Genomic DNA, 24,555 nt, shown 5'->3' with positions numbered 1-24,555 from the left:
TTCTAAAACAGGAGGAAAAGCAGATGGAAATTACAGCAAGTATGGCAGGAAGTGTCTGGAAAGTGCTCGTAAAGGAAGGCGACCAGGTGAAGGAAGGCGACGATGTGGTCGTCCTTGAATCCATGAAAATGGAAATCCCGATTGCTGCCGAGGAAGACGGCACAGTGGTAAAAATCCATGTCCAGGAAGGCGAATTTGTCAACGAATCCGATGTGCTGGTGGAACTGGAGTAGCGCAATTTGCTGAAGGAGGCGGGGATGTGAAGCTGCCTGAAAAAGTGACCGTGAAAGAAGTCGGGCCGCGCGACGGGCTACAAAATGAAAAAGCGGTCGTGGCGACAGCAGAAAAAGTTGCATGGGTGAACGCATTGTCGGATACGGGCCTGACGTACATCGAAGCAGGATCATTCGTCCGGCCGGAATGGATCCCGCAGCTTGCCGATACCGGAGCGGTGCTGGAAAAAATCAGACGGAAGCCGGGCGTGACATATGCCGCGCTGGTCCCGAACGTGAGGGGGCTTGAACGGGCATTAAATGCAGGTGTGGATGAAGTGAGCGTCTTCATGTCGGCAAGCGAAGGACATAACCTCCGCAACATTAATAAAACGATTGCGGAAACCTATCCGGTCTTGGAAAAAGTGGTGAAGGAAGCGAAAAACGCCGGGAAATCGGTAAGGGGATATATTTCGACGGTGATTGCCTGCCCGTATGACGGACCGGTTTCCCCAAAGCAAGTAAAAGAAGTGGCCGGCCGCTTGTTTGCGATGGGCGTGGATGAAATTTCTCTCGGGGATACGATCGGTGCCGGCGTGCCGACGGATGTTGAGCGGTTGCTCGGCGAACTGCTGAAGGATTTTCATGCAAGGCAACTGGCGATGCATTTCCACGATACAAGAGGGACGGCACTTGCGAATGTTGTCAAGTCGCTCGAAATGGGGATTACTGTTTTTGACAGCGCAGCAGGTGGCCTGGGCGGCTGCCCGTATGCGAAAGGGGCAGCCGGTAATGTCGCCACGGAAGATTTGCTGTACCTATTCGCGCAGATGGGCATTGAGACCGGCGTTGATCTTGGCCGCATCATCCAGGCCGCACAGCAGATTGAAAAAACGATCGGAAGGCCGCTTGCAAGCCACCAGATGGAAATTTACAGGATGGCAGGAGGAGCATAACGGGAACGTTTTGCCGGAAAAAGCAAAAGGCACTGGCGTGGTGATCCAGAACAGCCCGGAACCGCAAAACAGATTGCAAAGCCGATCGGAAGGGCGCTTGCAGGCAAACAGGCAGGAGGGGAAAAAGAACATGACAGGAACAGTTTTATTGGAAAAACAAGATGGCATCACCGTGATGACGTTGAACCGGCCGGAAGCTGCAAATGCATTATCCAAAGAAATGCTTTCGGATATGCATGAAGCTTTATCGGAAGTAAAAAAAGACCAGAGCACGCGCGTTGTGATCCTGACCGGCGCCGGGGAAAAAGTGTTTTGCGCCGGAGCGGATTTAAAAGAGCGGAAAGGCATGAACGAGGAAGAGGTGCTGCAGGCCGTACGGAAGATCGGTGCGGTTGTAAATGAAACGGCCGCGCTGCCCCAGCCGGTAATTGCGGCGCTAAACGGGTCGGCATTCGGCGGTGGGCTGGAGCTGGCGCTGGCATGTGATCTTCGCATTGGCGCCCGCGAAGCAAAATACGGGCTTACCGAAACGTCGCTCGCGATCATCCCGGGGGCGGGTGGCACACAGCGGCTGCCAAGACTCATTGGGGTTGGTAAAGCGAAAGAACTGATCTATACGGCGCGACGGCTGACTGCTGAAGAAGCAGCGGCAATCGGCCTGCTCGAATACGCTGTGCCGCGTGCAGCAGTAATCGAAAAAGCGTTTGAACTGGCGGGGGAAATGCAAAAAAACGGCCCCATTGCACTTAGACAGGCAAAAACGGCTATCGATCAAGGGACAGAGACCGGCCTTTCAGCAGGGCTGAAAATCGAAGAACTCGCCTACAACGCGCTCATTCCGACCGAAGACAGGCTCGAGGGCTTGCGGGCATTCGCGGAAAAGCGCACCCCGGTGTATAAAGGGAGGTAATGCAATGGACTACGAAAGCAAAAAAGCAGAAATTTTAAAGGGCGGAAAGGAAAAATACCACCAAAAAAACCGCGAACAGGGCAAATGGTTTGTCCGCGAACGCTTGCGAATGCTGTTGGATGACGGGCTCAAGGCTGAAGACGGGATGTTTGCCAATGTCCTTGCGGGGGACCTGCCGGCAGACGGGGTCGTCACCGGGCTCGGAAAAATCGGCGGCCGCACCGTTTGCGTTATGGCCAATGATTCGACCGTAAAAGCCGGTTCGTGGGGCTGGCGGACGGTCGAAAAAATCATCCGTATCCAGGAGACAGCCGCGAAACTCAACTGCCCGATTTTGTATCTCGTCGATTCCGCAGGCGCACGGATTACCGATCAGATCGAGATGTTCCCGGGCAGAAGAGGAGCAGGGCGGATTTTTTACAACGAGGTGCATTTGTCCGGGAAAGTACCGCAAATTTGCCTCTTGTTCGGGCCGTCTGCTGCCGGCGGGGCGTATATTCCTGCATTTTGCGATATTGTCGTAATGGTCGAGGGCAATGCGTCCATGTACTTAGGCTCGCCGCGGATGGCCGAGATGGTGATCGGTGAAAAAGTGACGCTCGAGCAGATGGGCGGCGCAAAAATGCACTGCACCGTTTCGGGTTGCGGCGATGTGCTAGTGAAAACGGAAGAAGAAGCAATCCGTTATGTGCAAAAATACTTAACCTATTTTCCGGACAATTTTTCCGAAAAACCGGCAAGAACAGAAGCAAAGGCGCCGGCTGCGTTTGAAAAAACGATTGAGGAACTGATCCCGAAAAATGAAAATGCCCCGTTTGACATGTACCAGCTGATCGAGCGGATTGTGGATGAAGATTCGATCTGCGAGATTAAAAAGAAGTTTGCGCCCGAACTGATTACATGTCTCGCCCGGATTGGCGGCCGGCCTGTCGGAATCATTGCGAATCAGCCGCGGGTGAAAGGCGGCGTGCTTTTCCACGACAGCGCCGATAAAGCGGCAAAGTTTATCCATCTTTGTGATGCGTTCCATATTCCGCTTTTGTTTCTCGCGGATGTCCCCGGCTTCATGATCGGGACGCAAGTGGAGCGGGCCGGCATTATCCGCCACGGGGCAAAAATGATTTTTGCGATGAGCGAAGCAACCGTTCCGAAACTGTCCGTCATTGTCCGGAAAGCGTACGGTGCCGGTTTATACGCAATGGCAGGCCCGGCGTTTGAACCGGACTGCTGCATTGCCCTTCCGTCTGCATCGATTGCGGTCATGGGCCCTGAAGCCGCGGTCAATGCCGTATACGCCAATAAAATCGCCGCACTCCCGGAAGAGGAACGGCCGGCATTTTTCGCGGAAAAGCGGGCGGAGTACGTGAAAGACATTGACATTTACCGGCTTGCTTCCGAACTGGTTGTGGATGACGTCGTACCGGGCAATGAACTGCGGGAAGAACTCGAACGTCGGCTTGAAATGTACAGCGGGAAGCAGGAAGAATTTTCAAAACCAAAGCACCCGGTATACCCGGTTTAACATTGAAAAGCAGCTGCAGGGGCGCAGCTGCTTTTCAATACGGCTCCCGGAAAACAAAAATGGCAACGGAAAAAGACCAATGGTGCGCTTTTCTTCCTTAAAACGGGGTATGAATGTATTATCAAATGCCAACGAGGAGGCGCATCTATGGAATTTCGGAAAGCCAATCTGGATGATCTTCATCATTTAATAGAGCTTAGAAAGCAGCAGCAAGTTGCCCAAGGCATCGAACCGAAGACGGACATTGATGCCGATTTGGAAAAGTTTTTTCAAAAGAAATTAAAAGAAGGCTCCATGGTCCAATGGCTTGCGGAAGACGAAGGAGAAATCGTTGCCTGCGGGGCTGTCATTTTTTACGAATTTCCGCCGAGCTATGTGAATAAAAGCGGGAAGAAAGCCTATATTACAAATGTTTATACAAAAGAAGAATACCGCGGCCAGGGGATCGCGAAAGAATTGATGGAAAAACTGATGGATGAGGTGAAAAAGGCTGGCATCTCCAACATCTGGCTCGGCGCTTCGGAAATGGGCAAGCCATTGTATGAAAAATTCGGTTTCCAGGAAGTGGATGAATGGATGGAACTACATTTATGATGAAAGGAGAGAATGAGAAAAACCGGTAATCCGATTCCAAATTCTATTTTCCTTTTCATTTTATTATGAAAATTATATAATGTTTTAAAGGAGTCGGAAAAAATGTCTGATTTTGTTCACGATACAAATTCCAATGTCTATTCAGATGGAAGTCATGAATATTTAAAAGTCAATTCCTTCATATTAAAAATAAGTTTCAGTTAAAAGATCAGCAGTTAGCTACACTATTTGGGATTTCCGATGAGAAAACTACAAAAATTCTCTCTGGAAAGCCATGCTACTTTGATGAAGGGGAGTTAAAAAGAATCCATTATCGTTTACCGTTTTTAAGTACAGGATTCTCTTTTATAGACTCAAAAGAGAGAATGAGAGCGATAATAGAGGCTAATTTGATAGGAGATTATAATCTTTCCTATGAAACATTAGGTAAGTATGCCAATGTGCCTTGCGATGTGCTTAAAGCTTTTTGTGAAGGAAATGATCATATTGATATTGATCATTTGATGAATATTTGCGTAAATTTGTTAATGCTATCTTTTGTATTAAGACCTGAACTTTAATTCATTGTTTACCGATCAAATTCCATCCACGGTTTCTTTTGAGTGCTACTTTGATTTGTCCAAAGAAACACTTAGAAAATAAGGCCTTACATTTCTGTGCCTTCCAAAGTGTATATTTTGAACTTCCCCATCTGCCGGTCTATACTTAAAATAGTAAGGAGGAATGTACGATGTATGAAATTGCCATTATTGGAGCTGGTCCGGCCGGGGCAAGTGCCGCCATTTTTACGGCCAAAGCCGGGAAAAGCACAGTGCTTTTTGATGGTGGCACGAGCGCTACCAAGCGGGCTTTGCTGAAAAATCACTACGGCGTAACAGAAATAACCGGACCAGACCTGGTCGAAACCGGTAAAAAACAGGCAGCGCAATTCGGGGCCGAACTGGTCGACGAAAAAGTCGAATCAATTGAAAAAACGGAAAATGGTTTTACCATTAAAACAGAACAAGGGTCGTACGAAAGCAAATACGTTATTCTTGCAACCGGCATGATTGCAAGCCTCGGGGAAGCCCTTGGCGTCAAAGCCAAACCGGCAACAGAACCACGCGTAAAAACCGTTTTTGCAGTGGATGCGCAAGGAAAAACGAATGTCCCGAATGTATGGGCATGCGGCACGGTTGCCGGCGTCTCCATGCACACCATTATCACAGCAGGCGACGGCGCTAAAGTGGCTGTCAACCTCATCAGTGAAATCGACGGCAAACGCTGGGTCGACCACGATGTTTTAGGAAAATAAGCCGTTGTAAACGAACCGGGCAAAATTCCGCCCGGTTTTCGTTTGCTTTTTTTCAATGCGGGCTGGAACTGAAAAGAATTCGTCGCAGATCAAGCATTCTGACATGCTTATTGTTTTTCCAAAATCAAACCACCCACTGCAAAGCCGGGCACTGGGGATGCAGCCGGTACACGCGGGATTCAGGCAATCATCAAACCTTTTTTGCGTAAAGCCGTCTTTCCTATTCCATGGGAGGATTGTTAAAAATGGAATTTATGATTACAATAGATAAAAATATCCAAAAAATAAACCGAATTTTTAAAAAACGGGGAGTTGAGGTTCATGTATCGAATTTTTCAATGTGGATTTGTGATGGCGTTTACAGGACTATGTATGATGTTTTTGGTTCATCTTGTTGATGGTTATTCAACTGTAGAGCTCGGAAACTCGCTGATTAGTCAAATATTATTGATTCCAAGATTTTTTTTGATTTTTGGTATATTATTATTGATTCTCTCTTTCATTATTTGGTTTAGAAATTGGGCGAAATCTAAGGCAAAAAAAATTTCATGAGTTTTAAAGTAGAGTAGGCTTAGTTGGGCCTGCTTTTTTTGCGGCGAGCATCTGTATTCTGAATAAGTGAGGATGTTATTGCGATAAACACGGCTCCCGAAACCAGGAAAACAATCGGGTCAAATTATAATTCCAAAAAACGGTATTAGCCAACAATAGGTATGTTATTTGTAAAATGATTTAGAAAGAATCTGCCAAAATATACCACTATCTTTTCTATTGAATTTATAGTAAAATAAACTGTTAGCACATAGAAAGGAGGCGAACGTCATGGCAAAGAAATCTATGATTGTCAAACAAAAACGTGAGCCGAAATTTAAAGTTCAGGCTTACACACGCTGCGAGCGGTGCGGGCGTCCTCATTCGGTATACCGGAAATTCAAACTTTGCCGCATCTGTTTCCGGGAACTTGCGTATAAAGGCGAGATTCCGGGCGTAAAGAAATCCAGCTGGTAAGCCTTCCCCGCTCCCCTTTTTTCGGGGCACGGGATACATATCCCCGTTCTTTCCGCATCTTTGTAAATTCTTTAATCCCTCTTCATCATAATTTAACAAATCGGTGGTACGCTAAAATCAGCGGGGATGGCAAGCGTGGCCATCATCGGTACACCGCGTAGGCGGAGCGGGTACCTTGATTTCCAGTACAGCCGGCATGTTTACTTGGAAATCCAAAACCTTTCCCTTCTGATTTTTTTAAAAGGAATTTCGGCATGCATGCAGAAATTTTTCTTTTATAGAAAATGAAAAAAGGGGAGGATATTCGAAAACGCCGTCATAGGCAAAACTTTTTATGACGAGAGATGTGTCAAGTTTTTCTCGATTGTGAGATGTTGAAGGCAGGCTTCCAATGCGATCGAGAAAATTTTTATACATAGGAGACCGTTGTCAAAACTGAATAGGTAGATTTTATGCCAACACTCCACTCAATATGCTACTATTAAATCAAAGCATTTGGAACGGAGCAATGGCAATGAACACGAACCAAGACTTTTTTACCCGTAAAAAAGAGGAGTCCGGAATTGTGGTGAATGCAGTGCAGCAAGAGGCCGTAAAGCAAACGGAAGGTCCGCTTTTGCTTTTGGCTTCCCCTGGCTCCGGAAAAACGACAACCGTCATCATGCGGATCGGCTATTTAATTGAAGAAAAAGGGGTGGCGCCTGCACGGATTAAAGCCATTACGTTCAGCCGTGCCGCTGCCGCTGACATGAAAGACCGGTTCCAAAAGCTTTTTCCGAATCTTCCGCCCGTTGATTTTTCAACGATCCACAGCCTTGCTTTTGAACTCGTTCGCGTTTTTTTCAGACGGACCAATGTCCCTTTCTTGCTGATTGAAGGCGAGGCGGGGCCGTACCATAAGAAAAAAATTTTGCGGGATGTATACAAGGCCATTAACGGGGAGAGGATCACGGAAGACCAGCTGGAGGAACTGCAGACGTATATCAGCTACATCAAAAACAAGATGATCCCGCCTGCAAAATGGGGGAAGATTGCGACAGGTGTGCCGGAAGCTGCCCGGATTTTAAAAGAGTATGAGGCGTTTAAAAAGCAGGGTACCGGTCAGCTGCTTCTTGATTTTGATGATATGCTGACGCATGCGAATGAAATATTCAGGCGTGATCCGAATCTTCTCTGTATGTATCAGGGGCGTTATGACTATGTGCTGACGGATGAGAGCCAGGATACCTCCATGGTGCAGCATGCCATTGTTGAAAAACTTGTGCGGCGGCACCGGAATTTGTGCGTCGTCGCCGATGATGACCAGTCGATATACAGCTGGCGGGGTGCGGAGCCGTCCTACCTGTTGAATTTTAAAAAGGTGTATCCGGATGCGAAAATTTTATTTATGGAACAAAATTACCGGTCATCTCAAGAGGTTGTCACGGCTGCCAACCTGTTTATCAAGCGCAACAAGCACCGCTATGATAAAAACATGTTCACGGAAAACCCGCCTGCCGGGCCGATCCGGTTTGTGCGCCTGCCGGATTATAAATACCAGGCAAAATATTTGGCCCAAAACATTGCCGCATCCGAAAATTTCTCGGAAATTGCCGTGCTGTACCGCAACAATATGTCTTCGATTGCCCTGATCAACGAATTTGACCGGGAAGGGATTCCGTTTTATATCAAAGATACCGACAACCGCTTTTTCTCCCACTGGGTCGTCCAGGATATTTTGAATGTGATGCGGCTCACGTTTACCGATAAACGGGCGGATATCCTCGCGCAGGTCCATTCGAAACTGGACGGTTATATTACGAAACAGCAGATGGAAGCGGTAAAGGGGATCCATAATAACCAATCTGTTTTTGACAATTTAATCCAATACGCGCATTTGAAGGACTACCAGGTCCAAAAAGTGCGTGAAGTAAAGGAGACGCTCCGGGAAATGCGGGGCATGCCGCCGCTGGATGCGATTCATGTCATTCGCGGCAGGCTCGGCTATGAAAAAGCGCTCGAAAACATGTGTAAAAGATTAGGATTTCGAAAGGATCCCCTGATTGGCATTTTAAACACACTCGAAGAAATTGCGGACACGCTTTCCACCATGGAGGAATTTGCCGCCCGCCTTCAGCACTTGGCGCACATTTTAAAAACGGCGAAAGGGAACAAAGGCCGGCATGCTGTGACGCTTTCGACGTTCCACAGTTCAAAAGGTTTGGAGTTTGAAAAGGTGTATATGATTGACTTGGTTGATGGGATCATTCCGGGTAACGATGAAAAAGAAGATGATTTACTGATGGAAGAATCGGTCCGTCTTTTTTATGTGGCAATGACGCGCGCGAAAAAGTCACTGGAAATGGTCAGCTATGAAAAACGCAACGGAAGCCGGGCAATGGACTCACCGTTTGTGGCAGCGGTGAAGGGAATTGTCAACAGTGTTGAAAAGGCCGGAAAAACAAAGCCAGAAATAGAAGTTGCCCGAATCGGCAAAAAGACGGTCTCCATCCCGCAGAACCCGAATGCCATTAAGGACGCATCCGCTTTTGTGGCCGGTAAAAAAATCCAGCACCGTGTGTTTGGTCATGGTGAAATTGTTGATATTGATGGTGACACCCTTGCCATCCGGTTTGAAAAACGGACGATAAAACTGTCTGCCCTCACCTGCATCGAAAAAGGGCTGCTCGAGGAAGCCGATCTGTAATCGTGTGTGGAAAAACGGAAGCGGATATAAAAAATGCCGGGAATTTCCCGGCATTTTTTATATCCCTGACCGCCGCAACAGGCTCACGTTGTACGGAGGCAAGGGATTCGGCGATCAAGTCCTGTGCCCCTTTTTATTGAATTGGAACGCCCCAGGCCATTTGGATGACTGCAACAAAGGTGCCATCCGGTTGGTGCCCCGTGCGAATGGGAGCAGAGCCTCCTTGCTGTTTGGCAGCATTCCCGAGATTTACTGCTCGCGGATGCTGTTTTCCTGCGTATTTCTTTTTTTCCTCCAAATCAGCAGCTGTTCTGTCAAAATGCCGACCACAGATCCAAGGATTAAGCCGTTGTTTAAAAAAGTAGCGATCATCATTGGCAAATGTTCGGTCGCATGAGCCGGCAAAAACATCGCCCCGATTCCGACCAGGAAGGAGATGCCTGCTGTTGTGTGGGCAATCTCTTTGTCCGGGCTTTTTTCAAGATCATTTAAGGCAAGGCCAACCAATTGTGTGAAGACCACAAAGGTAACGGCATAACCAACCGGCGCGGGAATCGCAGACATGATATGCACGAGCGGTGGCAGCAGAGCAATGATGGAAACGAAACAAGCACCATACAAAAATGGTTTCAGCACTTTTATACCGGTTTGTGCAACATAGCCTGCCGCTGCTGCAATCGGAACCGCACCGACAGCGGAAAAGATGCCGGCAAGCAGCTGGTTGATGCCGGATATGAACAGACTGCTCCGCACCCGCTCTTGGCGGACTCCCGTCACATTTCCCATGACGCGCACAGACGTAATCATATTCGCAGTTAACAAAAGCCCGATGAATACACCGGTTGTGACGGCACCGGAATCAAAACGCGGTTTTCCAAAATCAAACACAGCGGGAAGAGAGAACCAGCTTTCCCCAAATGTAATAGCCGGTGCTTCACCGAAAAGCGCGAACAAAATCCAGCCACAAATCAAGCCGAGCATGATCGAATATTGCTTGACCCACGGTTTCTTTACATGGCCAAAATAGAATGTAAGCAATACGGTGACAAGGCTCAAAACGGCAACAAGCGGCCGGACTTCCTGATGGGCACCCGTAATGCCGAGCATCCCTTTCATAAAAGAGCCGCTCAACTGCAGCACCAAAAGCAGCAAATAGATAAATGTTACTACCGGCGTAAACAGTTTATTTAATTGGTCCACAAAGCCGGTAAAAGCGAGTAGAAAGAAAAAGATGCCGGTTACAATCAGTGCGCCTGCCAAATATTGCAGAGATTCAGTGCTTGAACTGTACAAGCTGCCGACAAGCCCTGCATAAATGGCAAACACGCTCCACCACAGCCCGGCCGGCCCTTCATTGATGGGCATTCTGTGGCCGAAAATTCCTTGCAAAAGGCCGCCGATCCCGAGTACAAAAAGCGTCCGCTGCACAAACAGGGCAGTCTCACCTGCACTGAAATGGAAAGCATCCGCAATGGCAATCGGGGCCGCGATCGACCCGGCGATCATAAATGCCATCCATTGCAGCGACGAAATCAATGTTTTCATAGACACACCGTTCTTTCCGTTCAAAAAATGGAAAATACCAGTAAATATAATTATAGCAAAACAGGTTTTACATTTTAAACATAATACACTTTGCGGACGAGGGAGGGATAGCGGGCATGGCGGATAGCGGCATAAACAGGGGTTGCAAACCGGACGGGGCGCGGGTTAAGCCATGTTTTTTGCCTCTATTTAAATGATATATATGTGGCAGGGGCTAAGCTATGTTTGGATCCGCAAAAAATTTCTGGGCGATCTTCATGCAGAACGCTTTTTGTTTGTCACTAAAAGAGTTGCGGCTGCCTTTACTTAGGCATGCTATCTCGAAAAAAATTATGATGGATAATTTTTGCTGGTGCTACGTGGTAGCGGCATGGCCGGTTATGTTGAGGAAGCGAGGTCAAAAGGTGTTGTTTCTTAACATAGAGCGCGTCTACGTTAAGAAAGCGAGCGAAAATAGCTTTGTTTCTTAACATAGAGGTCGTCTACGTAAAGGAAGCGCGGTAAAAAGACGTTGTTTCTTAACATAGAGCGCCTCTACATTAAGGAAGCGAGCAAAAAAGGCACTGTTCCTTCAAATAGAAGCGTCTATGTTCATTCTTTGCCAAAATTTGTTTAGGTAAAAACAATCCGGGCAATGGATCCCTTGCCCGAAAACATTCCTTATTCTGTGACGCTTACGCTGGCGCTGGCAACTGCCCGTTTGTGTCTTCTGATTGTATAGAAAATGAGGATGGCCCATATTGCCGCAATGGCTGTATAGGTAACGCCGTACCAGCCGCTACCGGCGCCCGCCATTTTTAATAAAGTTTGCACGTTGCTGAACACAATCATGCCGCTGACTATGACAGCCAGCAAATGAGCCGGCAGGATTTTAACCAGATAGGCTGCAATCGGTGCGGCGATCAGGCCGCCAAGCATGAGGGCGATCGTCCAAATCCAGTTAATCTGCATAGCGCCGAGGGATAAAAGGAAACCGATGCTTGATGCTAGGGATACGGCAAATTCACTGGTATCCACCGAGCCGATCACTTTCCGCGGTTCGATGTCATTTCTGGAAAGCAAAGCCGGTGTGGCGATAGGACCCCAGCCGCCGCCCCCCGTTGCATCAAAAAATCCTGCGACAAAGCCGAGCGGGATAAAAAATACGTTTGAACCGGTCTTCTTTTTGACTTTCAACGCCCCGCGCGCATTGATCAGAAACCGGATAAGAATATAGAGGCCAAGGGCGATCAGAAAAATAGAAATGTACGGTTTTAATGTGCTCGCAGGAAGATGGCTAAGAACGGTTGCCCCGAGAAAGGCACCGACAGCTCCTGGTACAACCAGTTTCCAAATGATCCCTTTATCGACATTCCCAAATTTCATATGTGAAACCCCGGAAGCCGCCGTTGTAAAAACTTCCGCCAAATGCACAGAAGCGGATGCGACAGCCGGCGCAATCCCGAAAGCCAGCAAAAGTGAGGTTGAAGTCACCCCGTAACCCATTCCGAGAGATCCATCCACCAATTGTGCGGCAAGGCCGACAAGTGCTAAGACAATTAATTTTTGCATGTTCATGTTCCCCGCTTTCTTCATCCATAAATTTGATTCATCCTGATGTAGAGGAATTATACGCATCAGGGCCTATCCTGGTTCAAACGGCCGGCCTTGCAGAAATAAAAAATCTTTCCGCCATTTTTACGGAAAGACAGCGAGTAAAGGATAAGCGCTTATCTTTCAAAATGGTACCCATTTTGCTGGAATTGGCACCTTGCTGCTCGCTGCAGGTTGCCGGACTTCATAGGGCCAGATCCCTCCGTCGCTCTTGATAAGTAATTTGTTGTTGTTTAAAATTTTATCAGAAAATAAATGGAAGTCAATATAATTATTGCAAGTTTTTTTATCGGATTTATACGAATGAGGGGATAAAGAAAAAACTCCCCATCAGATCACGCTCTGTCGGGAGTTTTTTTCTTTACGCTGGATGGGTTTTAAAAAGCAGGTCATCAGGACCAGGCGGGGCATCATGGCCGCTTTCATTCGCTTCACAAAACGAAAAAGAGTCCAAACGGGTTAGCGTGCCGCCCATTCTGGCAGTTTGATACGCGCTGCACACCCGTGCCTGCCCCCCCTCCGAGTGAACCGGTTTTATCAACACCGCTCGTTGGTGCCCGCTTATCGCGCAGTTGGATTTCTGCCTTCTCCCCGCCCAAGTGAACCGGTTTTATCAACACAGCCTGCTGGAGCCTATTCCTTTCCTTTGATTCTCAGTGACAGGACGACCAGCACGATTAAAATAGCGAGGCAGACGCTTGTTCCAATCGGATTGCCGCCGCCCAGCAAAAAGGACAGGAAAATGCCCGAGAGTGCAAGCAGCGCAATCCAGACCATGAAAGGATACCCTTTTACACGGAAGGAAGGCAATTTTGCATACGACTTCCGGAGCCGCAGTTCGGCTGCACAGATGGCGATCCAGACAAGGACGACGGTAAATCCCGGGATGGTCATCAAATAGCTGATGACCTCATCCGGCGTAAGATAGGCCAGAATCACGCCGGCTAAAATAAACAGCGAGGTCAGCAAAATACTGGTGAGCGGGACGCCTTTCCGGGAAATTTTTAAAAAGGCGCGCGGCGCTTCTCCGGACTGCGCCATGTTAAACAGTGTGCGCGAAGTGGCATAAATACCGGAATTGGCGGCAGAAAGAACGGCCGTTAAGAGCACAAAATTCATCACATGGGCGGCAGCAGGGATCCCGGTGCGGCTGAATACCTGCACAAACGGGCTTTCCACGGAAGAAACCTGGTTCCATGGGATAATGCCGCAAATGATCAGGATTGGCAAAATATAAAAAAGCATGACACGGACAACGGTCTGTTTAATGACACGCGGCAGCACTTTTTCGCTGTCTTTCGTTTCCGAAACGGTAACGCCGATTAGTTCCGCGCCGCCGTATGAAAACATAACGATCAGAAAAGCGCTGAACGTACCGTGAAGCCCGTTCGGGAAAAAACCGCCGTGCGCGGTATAGTTAGACACCGTGGAAGATGTCCCGGGGAATAAACCGAATAAAATCAGAGCACCAAGCAGGATAAAAACGATCAACGTGATAATTTTAATGCCGGCAATCCAAAATTCAAATTCGCCGTAGTACTTCACTTCAATTAAATTGATGCCGACCACGAAAGCAGCACAGAGCAAACTGAGTAGCCACAATGGCGCTTGGGGAACCCAGAATTGCAGGAAGCTCCCGGCTGCAAGCAGTTCCACAACTGTAACAATGACCCAGTTGATCCAGTACAGCCAGCCAATAATGAAAGAAACCCGGCTGCCGAATGCTTTGTGGATCAGATTTTGGACGTTTAAGCCGGGGTGGACGAGCGCCATTTCCCCAAGTGCTGACATGACAATGAATAAAAGTGCGCCGCCGATCAGGTAAGAAACGGCAACACTCGGGCCGGCAAGGCTGACGGTATCGGAGCTGCCTTTAAAAATGCCGGTTCCGATCATCCCGGCCAATGCGATGAACTGGACATGCCTTGGTGATAAGCCTTTTTGCAAATGATGTTTGTTTTTCTCCATTTCTATCAATCTCACTTTTCTGTTTTAGATAAACGCTTTTCAGTGCTAAAGCATTTATTCTATTTTAGCAGAAAAAAAGGAATATTGATATACAAAAAAATGGAATCGCCGGATGACAGATCCACCCTCATTTCACACCAAAGCAAAATGCAAAAAACGGCGGGACACCACTCATCGTAGTATCTCGCCGTTCTGTTTAATATGTGTCCCGGGATGGTTGCCGAAGCGCTGAATATCCATATTTGAACATGTCGTTCTATTTAACTTGTGCTCCGCGATGGGCCGAAAGAAGAGGAAAATGCGCGGACGGATCCCCTATTCAGCTTACTTTTTATCAAACCCTTGTCGTTCTACAAATTCCTTCATAAAAACGCGCGACGGTTCTTTAAAAAATTGTGCCATTTGGCCTGTCCAGGTATCGTTCCTTTTTCCGTTTGTGCGTTTTGTATAATATTGCGAAACCGTTTCATTGTATTCCTTCAGATCGCGCAAAAGACGTTCATCAGCCGGGTATTCATCTTCGAAATAAACGTGCTCAGCCTCCATGCGTGGTTTTTTCGCAGACGGATCGGCCGGATAGCCAATTGTCATCGCAAATAGCGGAAGGACATATTGCGGAATTTTCAAAAGTTCGGCCACTTCCGGCAGCCGGTTGCGCAAGCCTCCGACATAACAAATGCCAAGCCCCATCGATTCCGCAGCGAGCGCGGCATTTTGCGCGGCCAGTGCCGTGTCGATAAGCGCGACCATAAATTTTTCCGTTGTCTCAAGTGTATCTTGCGCCTCTACGCCTTCCATTTGTGCCGCAAGTTCATGTTTATGGAGATCGGCACAGAAAATGAGCAGATGGCCGCATGTTCCGACATGTCGGTTCCCGGTCAGTTCTGCTAGCTTTTGCTTCCGCCCGGGATCCTGAATGCCGAGAATCGTATAGGCCTGGACAAAATGAGAAGTGGCGGCTGCCTGCGCGGATTCCACAATCAGGCGGATTTGTTCATCAGATAGCGGCCGGTCTTCATAATGGCGGATCGACCGGTGATTGAGAATCGTTTCAATGATGGTATTCATTCCTTTACACTCCTGTCTTTGGTGAGTCCACTGTATGTTCAAATATAGCACAGAAAAAAACGGCCGGCATGAAAGGTGCTTGTTGTCCAGCATGGCCACAATGATCTGCCAAAAAATATTTTGATTAAGGCTAAATTAACCTATTTTCGCTTTGGTATACCCAAATTGAACTTCGAGTATGTTCATGCGGAGGGCGGAAGAACATTTTACCCTTCTCCATTATTTATATATCCGCCTTTATGATGCCAGGGGGGGCGAAGTCAGTGAAGGCGTTCGATTTCATTTTGCACAAACGTAATTGTCGCATGCTGCTATATCGCGCCGGCCGAACCTCTGAAGTCCCGGAATTTCCGTCCGATGAAAAAAACACTGCAACCCTGATCCGGAGGGCTGCAGTGTTTTTTGCTATTCGAAATTAAGCTGATAGTCTTCCGATTTGATCATCTTTAATTTTTTTGAAAAAACATAAATGAATCCGACATTTAAGATAAACGGCAGCACAAAGAAAGTGCTCAGCATAATGGCAATATTTTTCGCAGTCCAGCCGCCTTCAGCAAGATGCATGAAATTGAGCGGGCCGACTAAGCCCGACAACCCGAATCCTGCACTGTAAGGCGTGCCCTGAATATGAAAGACGCCGGCGAGCGCACCGAGAACGGCAGCAGTGATGAGCATCGGGAAAGCAATTTTCGGTTTCATAAAGAAGTTTCGCATCTGAATTTTCGGCGAGCCAAGTACATGGGCAAGGGCGGTACCGAGCGAGTTGGCTTTATAGCTGGCGATGGCAAGCCCGACCCCGGCGGCACAAATGCCAAGATTTGCCGCCCCTGAACTGACACCTGAAAGCATAATAACGGTTGCTACGCCGACTGTTGAAATCGGCGATAAAATAATCAGGCAAAAAATGACGGCAATAATGGCGCCCATTACGACAGGCTGCATGCTTGTCACATGTGCCACCCCGACGCCGACCAGCCCGGTAGCCGCTTTAATAAATGGCAAAATTGTAAGTCCGATCATGCCCGGTATTAAAATACTCAATGTCGGGACCAGGAGGATGGAATAAGCCTTTAACCTTGTTCCGACCCACTTGACGAATAAAACCGCCAATGCCGCTGTAATCCCTGTATTGATGACAATCCCGATCCCGTTTAAAGCAAATGCACCGGCAGCCGTTTTCTGGATCGCGCCGCTCCCAACCATTGCGGCAATGCCGACACTTGCAATTTGGATCGGTGTCAATTGAAAGGTAATGCCGACCATAACGCCAATCAATACAGGCAGCATGCTCATGATGATAACGGTTGCATCAACAACATGCTGCAAATAAGGCGCATGCGGGATAATCAGTTTCAATATCTCCCCGAGTAAGGCGTTTGGGATCAGAGAAACGACAATGCCTATGCTCATTCCGTTTAACAGTTTGCTAAAGAAATCTTTCATTATTGGAAGCCCCCATTTTGTTTTGACCTCGCTGCTGACGCTGCCGGATAAGCGCCGATGCTTGTCTGTTTGCGTATGATTATATAAAACATTCAGATTATAGTCAACAAAAATTTTTAATACTTTACCGCGTGTGTGCACATATGCATAAAAGTGCTAAAAACCATATAATATGAACTTAAGTTTTTCGTGCCAAAATCAATTACGATCGGGATAGACATTGCTTTTGGCAACACATAAAGAAGTAATAATGTTTAGTTCAGCTTATATATAGGGCTTGCTAAATAAGCAAAATTCCTAAATTTGGCAAGAATGCTGACAGCTTTGGCAAAAATTCAAATGCAAGGATTTTATAAAAAATCCAGGGAAAAGCTGAATCAATGTATAGAAAAGACAGAATCACGCATTTTCAAAAATGGCTTCTTCTAGAGCTTACTGACAAATTGGGTACAAACTCAGAATTGGATTCGTTCAGCAAGCCCTATATAAAAAAGTGATCGAAAACAATCTCAGATATGATTGAAACAATTGAAATCCGTGATTGCTGGCATGGCATGAAAAATGATTTTTTTTCACGATGGAAGCGGTATAATAAAAGTGGTGTTTTAGAAGGTGTTGTGCCGGGCAAAAGAAAGGACATAAGGATGCGGAGGGATACGCCATGAAAAAAATTATAAACGACCCTGGAAAAGTTGTCGATGAGATGCTGGATGGATTTGTGTACGCCCATGAAGGAAAAGTGGAGCGATTGGAAGGGACAGGCGTCATTTATCGTACTTTCCGGGATGAAGGGAAAGTGGCGCTCATTAGCGGCGGCGGCAGCGGGCATGAACCGAGCCATGCCGGTTTTGTCGGGGAAGGAATGCTGTCTGCGGCAGTTTGCGGTGAAGTGTTTACCTCGCCGACGCCGAACCAGATTTTTGAAGCGATTAAAAAAGCCGACCAGGGCGCCGGTGTGTTCATGATTGTGAAAAATTATACAGGGGATGTCATGAATTTTGACATGGCCCAGGAATTAGCTGAAATGGAAGATATTCAGGTGGAGAAGATCGTGGTTGACGATGACATCGCGGTAGAAGACAGCACCTATACAGCAGGAAAGCGCGGCGTTGCCGGTACCGTCCTTGTTCATAAAATTCTGGGCGCGGCAGCAGCAGAAGGGCAGACGCTTCAGGAAATCAAGGCGTTGGCTGAACGGCTTGTGCCCAATGTGAAGACAATCGGCGTCGCGATTTCGCCGGCAACGGTTCCAGAAGTCGGAAAGCCGGGTTTTGTCCTTCAAGAAGATGAAATGGAATACGGTGTCGGCATTCACGGGGAACCGGGTTACCGGCGGGAAAAAATCAAGTCGTCAAAAGCGATCGCGGAAGAACTCGTTACCCGGCTGAAAAATGCGTTCAACTGGAAAGAAGGGGACCGGTTTGCGCTCCTTGTCAACGGGCTTGGGGCTACGCCGCTGATGGAACAGTATATTTTTACCAAGGATGTGCATGCCCTGCTTGACCGGGAAGGCCTTACCGTTCCGTTTAGAAAAGTGGGCAATTTGATGACGTCCATTGATCTGGCCGGCCTTTCCCTCACGCTTGTAAAACTGGAAGATGAGGCGTGGCTTAAATTTTTAAAACGACCGGTATCCGTTCCGGCATGGGTGTAAGGAGGCGGAAATATGTTAACAGCAGAAACAGCAACAGACTGGCTGCATCGTTTTGCAGAAAAAATCAATGAAAACAAAGCCTATTTGAGCGAACTGGACAGTGCGATCGGAGATGGTGACCACGGTTCAAACATGGCGCGCGGGGTGGCGGCTATGGAAGAAAAACTGGCAGCTGGCGGTTTTGCCACCGTCCAGGACGTCTTGAAAACAGCGGCGATGGCGTTGCTTGGAAAAGTCGGGGGTGCCTCGGGGCCGCTGTATGGCTCGGCGCTGATTGCGATGGCAAAACAGGCAGGGGAAAATGAACAAGATGTTGCGGCAATTGTAAAAGCCGGGCTTGAAGGCATCCAAAAACGCGGGAAAGCGGAAAAAGGCGAGAAAACGATGGTCGATGTCTGGATGCCAGCCTGTGAAGCACTCGCGTCCGGATCGCTGACAAAAGAGGTCATTCAATCTGCCGTGGAGGCGACAAAAGAGATGAAAGCGACAAAAGGGCGCGCATCTTATCTTGGTGAGCGTTCCATCGGCCATCTTGATCCAGGAGCGGTGTCGAGCAGCTATTTGTTTGAAGCTTTGTTGGAAGGCGGGATTCTGGATGAGTAAAAAACCAGTCGGCATTGTCATTGTTTCTCATATTCCTGAAATCGCAGCCGGCCTTGCCACATTGTTAAAGGAAGCGGCCAAAGACGTTTCCATTACGTATGCGGGCGGGACCGATGACGGCGGTGTTGGCACAAGTTTTGACAAAATTAATGCCGCCATAGCTGAAAATAAAGCGGATGATCTGTTTGCTTTTTACGACCTCGGCAGCGCCAAAATGAATTTGGAAATGGCAATGGAAATGTCGGATAAATACATCCGTCTGATGGACACTGCCTTTGTCGAAAGTGCCTATACAGCTGCCGCGCTGATCCAGGCAGATGCAGAACTGGAAGAAATTTTAAAACAGCTGGAACCATTAAAGGTAAAATAAAAAATAGCCCGGGCCGGTATGAACGGTCCGGGCATTGCTTTTTTGTGGAAAAACATAGGAACTAGGCGACTGCCCCAATGGCCATGAAACGTGGGGCAGCCTTCATCAAGTTTTCACGAAAAAACGGATGCCTTAAAAGCCTGTTCTAAAAAATGGCCATCAAGAAAAAAACGAACCTCGCACTGTATGCATGTCAGAGATTCACGAAAAACCGGCCACTTGTCTCCCATTTTAAAGTCTATTTTGCACGCCCACGCTGTATGGATGTCAGAGATTTACGAAAAACCGGCCGCCTTGCTCGTCACGCTGTATGGCGTTTGAAAGGCCGTCAACAAAACGGAATCCCGCGCTGCATGCATGTAAAAGGTTCACGAAAAACCGGTCGCCTTGCCTCCCACGCTGTACGGCGTTCAAAAGACCATTAAGAAAAAACGGACCTCGGGCTGTATGCCTGTTAAAGATTTACGAAAAAACCGGACGCCACTTTCAATGTCATAATAAAGTGACTTCTTCCTCTACGCTTGCGGCAGCGGCAATGGACTGTTTTAAAATATCCAGGCCTTCCTGCAGCTGGTCGTCTGTAATGACAATGGGCATTAGAATGCGGATGACATTGCCGAAAATCCCGGCATCCAAAAGAAGCAGCCCCCGCTTGTTGGCTTCTTTCACAATCCGCTTTGTCAATGCTTTATCCGGTTCTTTTGTCGTTTTGTCTTTTACGACTTCAAATGCACACATGGCGCCAAGTCCGCGCACATCCCCGATAAAGGTAAACTCCTTCTGCCAGCTGCGGAACGTATCAAGCACATGTCTCCCGATTTTTTCCGCCCGTTCGTTTAATTTTTCAGATTCAATGATGTCCAGTACGGCAAGGGCGGCTGCGCATCCAAGCGGGCTTCCCGCATAGGTCCCGCCAAGTTCACCCGGATTTGCCGCATCCATTATGTCGCTCCGTCCGATTACACCGCTTAACGGGACGCCTGCTGCAAGAGATTTCGAGATGGTAATCAAATCTGGCACAACATCAAAATGCTCAATGGCAAAATAGCGCCCGGTCCGACTGAATCCTGCCTGTATTTCGTCCGATACGAACAAAATGCCGTTTTCCTGGCAGAAGTCATAAACCGCTTTTACAAATTTTTTGCCTGGCACAATGAATCCGTCTTCTCCCTGTACTGGTTCCATGACCACAGCCGCAACCGTTTCAGCGGCAACATCGTTTTGAAAGAAATTCCGGAACTCTTGGATCATATAGTCTTCATATTCTTCATCGGTCAAATTGCCGGGTTTCCGGTAAGCATAAGGGTAAGGCGCCTTATAAACTTCAGAAGCGAACGGGCCGAATTCGTATTTATACGGCTTCACTTTGCTTGTCATCGACATCGTCATTAACGTTCTGCCGTGAAAGCCGCGGGTAAAGCTGATAATGGCCGGCCGCTTCGTATATTTGCGGGCAATTTTAACGGCATTTTCGACGGCTTCTGCCCCGCTGTTTAAAAGGATGACCTTTTTCTCCGCATTCCCCGGAGCGAGCGCTGCCAATTTTTCAGCCAGTTCAATATAAGGTTCATACATCATGACGTTAAAGCCGGTATGGATAAAACGTTCAAGCTGTTCTTTGACAGCTGCGACAACTTTCGGGTGGTTATGCCCGACATTCAGCGTGCCGATTGCGCCGGCAAAATCAATATACGTATTGCCGTCCACATCTGTAACAAGCGCGCCTTTTGCTTCTTTTGCAAAAGCCGGAATGCCGTTGCTGACACCGCGGGGAACGGCTTTTTCCCTTCTTTCCAGCAGTTCTTTCGAAAGCGGCCCCGGTAGAGAAGAGTATACATTTGCATTTGTCATTTTAACGCTTCCTTTTTATTAGTTGATGATATGGATGTAACCGATCTGTCATTATGGTCCTTTTACAAGATTATGATATTACAAATATTGCAAAAAAACAAACGCATTTTAAGGAAAATTTATCGTTTTTTGATTCATCTTTTGGATAGCGGGTAAACAGCGAATAAAACCGCCATGATCCCTCCTGATATGCATAAGGCGGGCAATGCGATTCTTTGACAAAACCCCCTCCTGCCTTTAAGATGGGGATAACGGATTTGCATTGCAAATTTGAAGGAGAGACAAAAATGGAAGTTGCCATCCCGATAGATTTTGAGCAGATGAAAGAAGTCAAAACAGAGTTGACGCGGTTTATGATGTCGTATAAATTCGCGCTCCATGAAGTGATGACAAAAATTGATATTTTAAAAGAAGAATTTCAGTACGTCCATGACTACAATCCGATTGAGCATGTAAAATCACGCCTAAAGTCACCGGAAAGTATTCTGAATAAAGCGTACCGGAAAGGCTGTGCGTTATCGCTTGATTCAATCCGTGAAAACATCCGCGATATTGCCGGCATTCGGATTACATGTTCGTTTATTTCAGACATATATGAGATCAGCAAAATGATCCAGCAACAAAAAGATGTAAAGTTAATTGAGTGCAAGGATTACATTCAAAATCCGAAACCGAACGGCTACCAAAGCCTCCATATGATCATCAAAATTCCGGTTTTCATGTCGGACAGGTCGGAAGAAGTGTATGTTGAGATTCAGATCCGGACAATCGCCATGGACTTTTGGGCAAGCCTGGAGCATAAAATATACTATAAATACGATGAGGATGTGCCGCAACATTTGAAGGAAGAACTGAAAGAAGCAGCACTGCAGGCAGCACAACTCGATGTAAAAATGGAGAATATCCAAAAAGAAATGAAGGAAGTCAAAAAACGAAACAGTGAAAACAGCGTGCACCAACTGATTGTAGATACTGAAAAGCTTCGAATCCCTGAAGATTTTTTAAAAGCGGCCTTAAATGAAACGGATGGGAAGGGATCCATTTGATCATTAATTTGAACGAAATGCCGGGATTTGTCCGGTTTGAAATGGAGAAATTAGGGGAAATGATCGCCCCGAAACTGAAAAAAGCCAACCAGTATGCATTTTGGTCCAAACCGCTGATCTTTGTGGCAGCGCTCAATTTGTTTTTGTTGCTTCTCGTGATGCCGGCGGAGGACCGCTCGATTCCGCTCCTCCTTTTCTGTGCGGTTGCTGGGGCGTTCGGCATGGCGCTGTCGCAGGAAGCGCGCGTTTTGAGAAAAGAAATTACGAAACTCAGTTTTTCCTATATGAAAAAACGGATTGAAAAAAGCAGTATTGTCCCGGACTCGGTGAAAAAACGCTATGCGGCACTAATTGAAAAAGAACCGACGAATATTTTCCTCCATTTTATCCACTTTTTGGAAGAAGAGCAAAACAGAAAAAAAGAGCTTTGGTAAAATCCGCACGGCCCGTTGATGGCGTGCGGATTCTTTGAATTTTTATGGACGGATGGGAAAATCCAACACTCCTGCGGCATTTTTACGCTCGTTTGTCTGGATGCGTGGGGATTTTTGCCCGCTCGATAGGCCGGGCGTTTCCATGCAAGTTTTTCTCGCCATGCGGCTTCTTGGTGAGAATAGCCGGAAAACGGGCGAAACCGAAACACTTTGCATGCTGCTAACAATATAGCGGGCTGCCCCTTTTTTATACATTAGCGCTTTCAAATTTTTAAAAGCACCCTAAAAAAGCTATTCTCTTTCCGGTTCGTGCCCGATTGTGATTAAGCGCGTCTCCACGTTGATGTCCAAATTCACATCGTATCCGCAGTTTGACACCTGAACGGATGCATCACGAACAGAGAAAGCAACCACCGTATCCAGTTCGCCATCCAGCACGGCAAAGGCATACTGGTCTTCCTGATTTGTGTACAAATGGTATGATTCGTGAATGACAACGGTCCATCGGTATGGCAGGAATAATGTTTTTGTGCCCATGTCTGTCTCTCCCTGAAAAAATGTAGTTATCTAAACTATATTCGTTCCCTGCCGCCAGAATTCCTGCTTTCGCTGCGGCCCATTTTGCAACATCTGCCTGTGGAAATCGGCGGCAAATTCGATTACAATAGGAATTATGCGAAAAACGCCAGAAAAGAGGGGTAGAATGGAAAAGAAATCCATTTTTGGATTGACGATAGATCAATTGACCGGCTGGATGCTTGAACACGGACAGAAAAAATTCCGCGCCCAACAAGTGTGGGAATGGTTGTACCAAAAAAGAGTGAAAAGCTTTGCAGAGATGACGAATGTCAATAAAGACTGCCTTGCGTTACTCGAAGAACATTTCCATATTCACACGTTAAAACAAGTGGTGAAACAGGAATCAAAGGACGGCACGGTAAAATTTTTGTTCCAGCTGAAGGACGGCAATTTAATTGAAACGGTTTTGATGCGCCAGCATTATGGTTTGTCGGTTTGCGTGACGACCCAGGTTGGCTGCAATATCGGCTGTTCCTTCTGTGCGAGCGGCCTGCTCCGCAAAAACCGCGATCTTGAAAGCGGGGAAATTGTCGAGCAGATTATGTACGTTCAAAAACATTTTGATGAAGCCGGAAAGGGCGAACGGGTCAGCCATGTTGTTGTCATGGGGATCGGAGAACCGTTCGATAACTTTGAGAATGTGGTGAACTTCCTTAAAATTATCAATGCGCCAAAGGGACTGGCGATCGGTGCGCGCCATATCACCGTTTCCACAAGCGGCCTTGCACCGAAAATTTATGCGTTCGCTGATCTTGACCTACAGGTGAATTTGGCCATTTCCCTGCATGCGCCGAATAATGAACTGCGGTCGCGCATCATGAAAATTAACCGCGCGTACCCACTTGAAAAACTGATGCCTGCCATCGATTATTATTTAGAAAAAACAAATCGCAGAATCACGTTCGAATATATTTTGCTGAAAGATGTCAACGACCATAAGGAAGAAGCGCTGCAGCTTGCAAAACTGCTGCAGGACAAGCGTCATCTTGCCTATGTCAATCTCATTCCGTACAACCCTGTTAATGAGCACGGTTATCAAAGAAGCGAAAAAGAATCGATTATGACATTTTACGATACGCTCAAAAAAAATGGCATCAACTGCGTTGTGCGCCAGGAACACGGCACAGACATCGATGCTGCATGCGGCCAGCTCCGCAGTAAACAGATCAAAAAAGCAAACAGAACGGCGTAACAGCGAGCTCGCCCGTATTTTGGATTT

At 47.3% G+C, this 24,555-nt stretch carries 22 protein-coding genes and 1 riboswitch; of the genes, 15 read left to right on the top strand and 7 right to left on the bottom strand.

What is annotated here, in order from left to right; genetic code table 11:
- The first annotated feature begins 23 nt into the window (after window positions 1–23).
- From OF158_RS14525 to OF158_RS14490, 9 genes are all read left to right on the top strand, one after another.
- Complete coding sequence (locus OF158_RS14525; protein ID WP_017551842.1) at window positions 24–233, top strand: acetyl-CoA carboxylase biotin carboxyl carrier protein subunit; 210 nt, start codon at window positions 24–26, stop codon at window positions 231–233.
- A 26-nt stretch (window positions 234–259) separates the two neighbouring features.
- Window positions 260–1,168, top strand: coding sequence for a hydroxymethylglutaryl-CoA lyase (locus OF158_RS14520; protein ID WP_035183621.1), 909 nt, complete (start codon window positions 260–262; stop codon window positions 1,166–1,168).
- Window positions 1,169–1,298: 130 nt separating this feature from the next.
- Window positions 1,299–2,078 (top strand): enoyl-CoA hydratase, encoded by a 780-nt coding sequence (locus OF158_RS14515; RefSeq protein WP_035183672.1) that lies wholly within the window; start codon window positions 1,299–1,301, stop codon window positions 2,076–2,078.
- Between the two features lie 4 nt (window positions 2,079–2,082).
- Window positions 2,083–3,600 carry an acyl-CoA carboxylase subunit beta gene (locus OF158_RS14510; RefSeq protein ID WP_035183624.1) on the top strand — a complete coding sequence of 506 codons (1,518 nt, stop codon included), beginning with the start codon at window positions 2,083–2,085 and terminating at the stop codon, window positions 3,598–3,600.
- Between the two features lie 147 nt (window positions 3,601–3,747).
- The gene (locus OF158_RS14505) at window positions 3,748–4,194 is read left to right on the top strand and encodes a GNAT family N-acetyltransferase (RefSeq protein ID WP_014097147.1); all 447 of its coding nucleotides are present in this window, start codon (window positions 3,748–3,750) and stop codon (window positions 4,192–4,194) included.
- Between the two features lie 158 nt (window positions 4,195–4,352).
- Window positions 4,353–4,754: an HTH domain-containing protein gene (locus OF158_RS17655; RefSeq protein WP_342476229.1), complete on the top strand. Its 402-nt coding sequence runs from the start codon at window positions 4,353–4,355 to the stop codon at window positions 4,752–4,754.
- 170 nt (window positions 4,755–4,924) lie between these two features.
- A complete protein-coding gene (locus OF158_RS14500) occupies window positions 4,925–5,488 on the top strand; it encodes an FAD-dependent oxidoreductase (RefSeq protein WP_035183627.1) in 564 nt (187 codons plus the stop codon).
- 822 nt (window positions 5,489–6,310) lie between these two features.
- The gene (locus tag OF158_RS14495; RefSeq protein ID WP_013860453.1) at window positions 6,311–6,496 is read left to right on the top strand and encodes a type Z 30S ribosomal protein S14; all 186 of its coding nucleotides are present in this window, start codon (window positions 6,311–6,313) and stop codon (window positions 6,494–6,496) included.
- A gap of 514 nt (window positions 6,497–7,010) precedes the next feature.
- Entirely contained in the window at window positions 7,011–9,182 is a 2,172-nt protein-coding gene (locus OF158_RS14490; protein ID WP_035183631.1) for an ATP-dependent helicase, read from the top strand.
- Window positions 9,183–9,431: 249 nt separating this feature from the next.
- Here the strand turns inward: OF158_RS14490 and OF158_RS14485 are convergent, their stop codons facing one another.
- The 5 genes from OF158_RS14485 to OF158_RS14465 form a co-directional block, all read right to left on the bottom strand.
- Window positions 9,432–10,727 (bottom strand): purine/pyrimidine permease, encoded by a 1,296-nt coding sequence (locus OF158_RS14485; RefSeq protein WP_035183633.1) that lies wholly within the window; start codon window positions 10,725–10,727, stop codon window positions 9,432–9,434.
- Window positions 10,728–11,387: 660 nt separating this feature from the next.
- Window positions 11,388–12,284 (bottom strand): sulfite exporter TauE/SafE family protein, encoded by an 897-nt coding sequence (locus tag OF158_RS14480; RefSeq protein WP_225620918.1) that lies wholly within the window; start codon window positions 12,282–12,284, stop codon window positions 11,388–11,390.
- Window positions 12,285–12,433: 149 nt separating this feature from the next.
- A riboswitch (SAM riboswitch) is annotated at window positions 12,434–12,541 on the bottom strand.
- Between the two features lie 412 nt (window positions 12,542–12,953).
- Entirely contained in the window at window positions 12,954–14,288 is a 1,335-nt protein-coding gene (locus OF158_RS14475) for an amino acid permease (protein ID WP_035183636.1), read from the bottom strand.
- A gap of 324 nt (window positions 14,289–14,612) precedes the next feature.
- Window positions 14,613–15,356, bottom strand: coding sequence for an oxygen-insensitive NADPH nitroreductase (nfsA, locus tag OF158_RS14470; RefSeq protein ID WP_035183638.1), 744 nt, complete (start codon window positions 15,354–15,356; stop codon window positions 14,613–14,615).
- Window positions 15,357–15,761: 405 nt separating this feature from the next.
- Window positions 15,762–16,799, bottom strand: a complete 1,038-nt coding sequence (locus OF158_RS14465; RefSeq protein WP_035183640.1) for a PTS sugar transporter subunit IIC — start codon at window positions 16,797–16,799, stop codon at window positions 15,762–15,764.
- A 661-nt stretch (window positions 16,800–17,460) separates the two neighbouring features.
- Between OF158_RS14465 and dhaK the strand changes: the two genes are divergently transcribed.
- Genes dhaK through dhaM form a run of 3 tightly spaced genes read left to right on the top strand, consistent with a single transcriptional unit; the run spans window position 17,461 to window position 19,426 of the window.
- Window positions 17,461–18,453: a dihydroxyacetone kinase subunit DhaK gene (dhaK, locus tag OF158_RS14460; protein ID WP_035183642.1), complete on the top strand. Its 993-nt coding sequence runs from the start codon at window positions 17,461–17,463 to the stop codon at window positions 18,451–18,453.
- 12 nt (window positions 18,454–18,465) lie between these two features.
- Window positions 18,466–19,056 carry a dihydroxyacetone kinase subunit DhaL gene (dhaL, locus tag OF158_RS14455; protein ID WP_035183644.1) on the top strand — a complete coding sequence of 197 codons (591 nt, stop codon included), beginning with the start codon at window positions 18,466–18,468 and terminating at the stop codon, window positions 19,054–19,056.
- The gene (dhaM, locus tag OF158_RS14450) at window positions 19,049–19,426 is read left to right on the top strand and encodes a dihydroxyacetone kinase phosphoryl donor subunit DhaM (RefSeq protein ID WP_017553523.1); all 378 of its coding nucleotides are present in this window, start codon (window positions 19,049–19,051) and stop codon (window positions 19,424–19,426) included. The genes dhaL and dhaM overlap by 8 nt, the downstream gene beginning before the upstream one ends.
- Before the next feature lie 492 nt (window positions 19,427–19,918).
- On the opposite strand, the gene gabT is transcribed toward dhaM, so the two are convergent.
- The gene (gene gabT, locus OF158_RS14445) at window positions 19,919–21,277 is read right to left on the bottom strand and encodes a 4-aminobutyrate--2-oxoglutarate transaminase (RefSeq protein ID WP_035183646.1); all 1,359 of its coding nucleotides are present in this window, start codon (window positions 21,275–21,277) and stop codon (window positions 19,919–19,921) included.
- Between the two features lie 287 nt (window positions 21,278–21,564).
- On the opposite strand from gabT, the gene OF158_RS14440 reads away from it, so the two are divergent.
- Both OF158_RS14440 and OF158_RS14435 read left to right on the top strand, forming a co-directional pair.
- Window positions 21,565–22,323 (top strand): GTP pyrophosphokinase, encoded by a 759-nt coding sequence (locus OF158_RS14440; protein ID WP_014097176.1) that lies wholly within the window; start codon window positions 21,565–21,567, stop codon window positions 22,321–22,323.
- Complete coding sequence (locus OF158_RS14435; protein WP_014097177.1) at window positions 22,320–22,757, top strand: YwnF family protein; 438 nt, start codon at window positions 22,320–22,322, stop codon at window positions 22,755–22,757. Before OF158_RS14440 ends, OF158_RS14435 begins: the two co-directional genes overlap by 4 nt.
- A 291-nt stretch (window positions 22,758–23,048) precedes the next feature.
- On the opposite strand, the gene OF158_RS14430 is transcribed toward OF158_RS14435, so the two are convergent.
- On the bottom strand, window positions 23,049–23,294 hold the full coding sequence (locus OF158_RS14430) for a hypothetical protein (RefSeq protein ID WP_014097178.1): 246 nt from the start codon (window positions 23,292–23,294) through the stop codon (window positions 23,049–23,051).
- 166 nt (window positions 23,295–23,460) lie between these two features.
- On the opposite strand from OF158_RS14430, the gene rlmN reads away from it, so the two are divergent.
- Window positions 23,461–24,528: a dual-specificity RNA methyltransferase RlmN gene (rlmN, locus tag OF158_RS14425; protein WP_014097179.1), complete on the top strand. Its 1,068-nt coding sequence runs from the start codon at window positions 23,461–23,463 to the stop codon at window positions 24,526–24,528.
- Window positions 24,529–24,555: the final 27 nt, after the last annotated feature.

The organism is Weizmannia sp. WK01 (genome assembly GCF_025905465.1).
In the GTDB taxonomy this organism is placed as follows: domain Bacteria; phylum Bacillota; class Bacilli; order Bacillales; family Bacillaceae_C; genus Weizmannia; species Weizmannia faecalis.
This window is presented reverse-complemented; position numbering and strand designations above follow the sequence as displayed.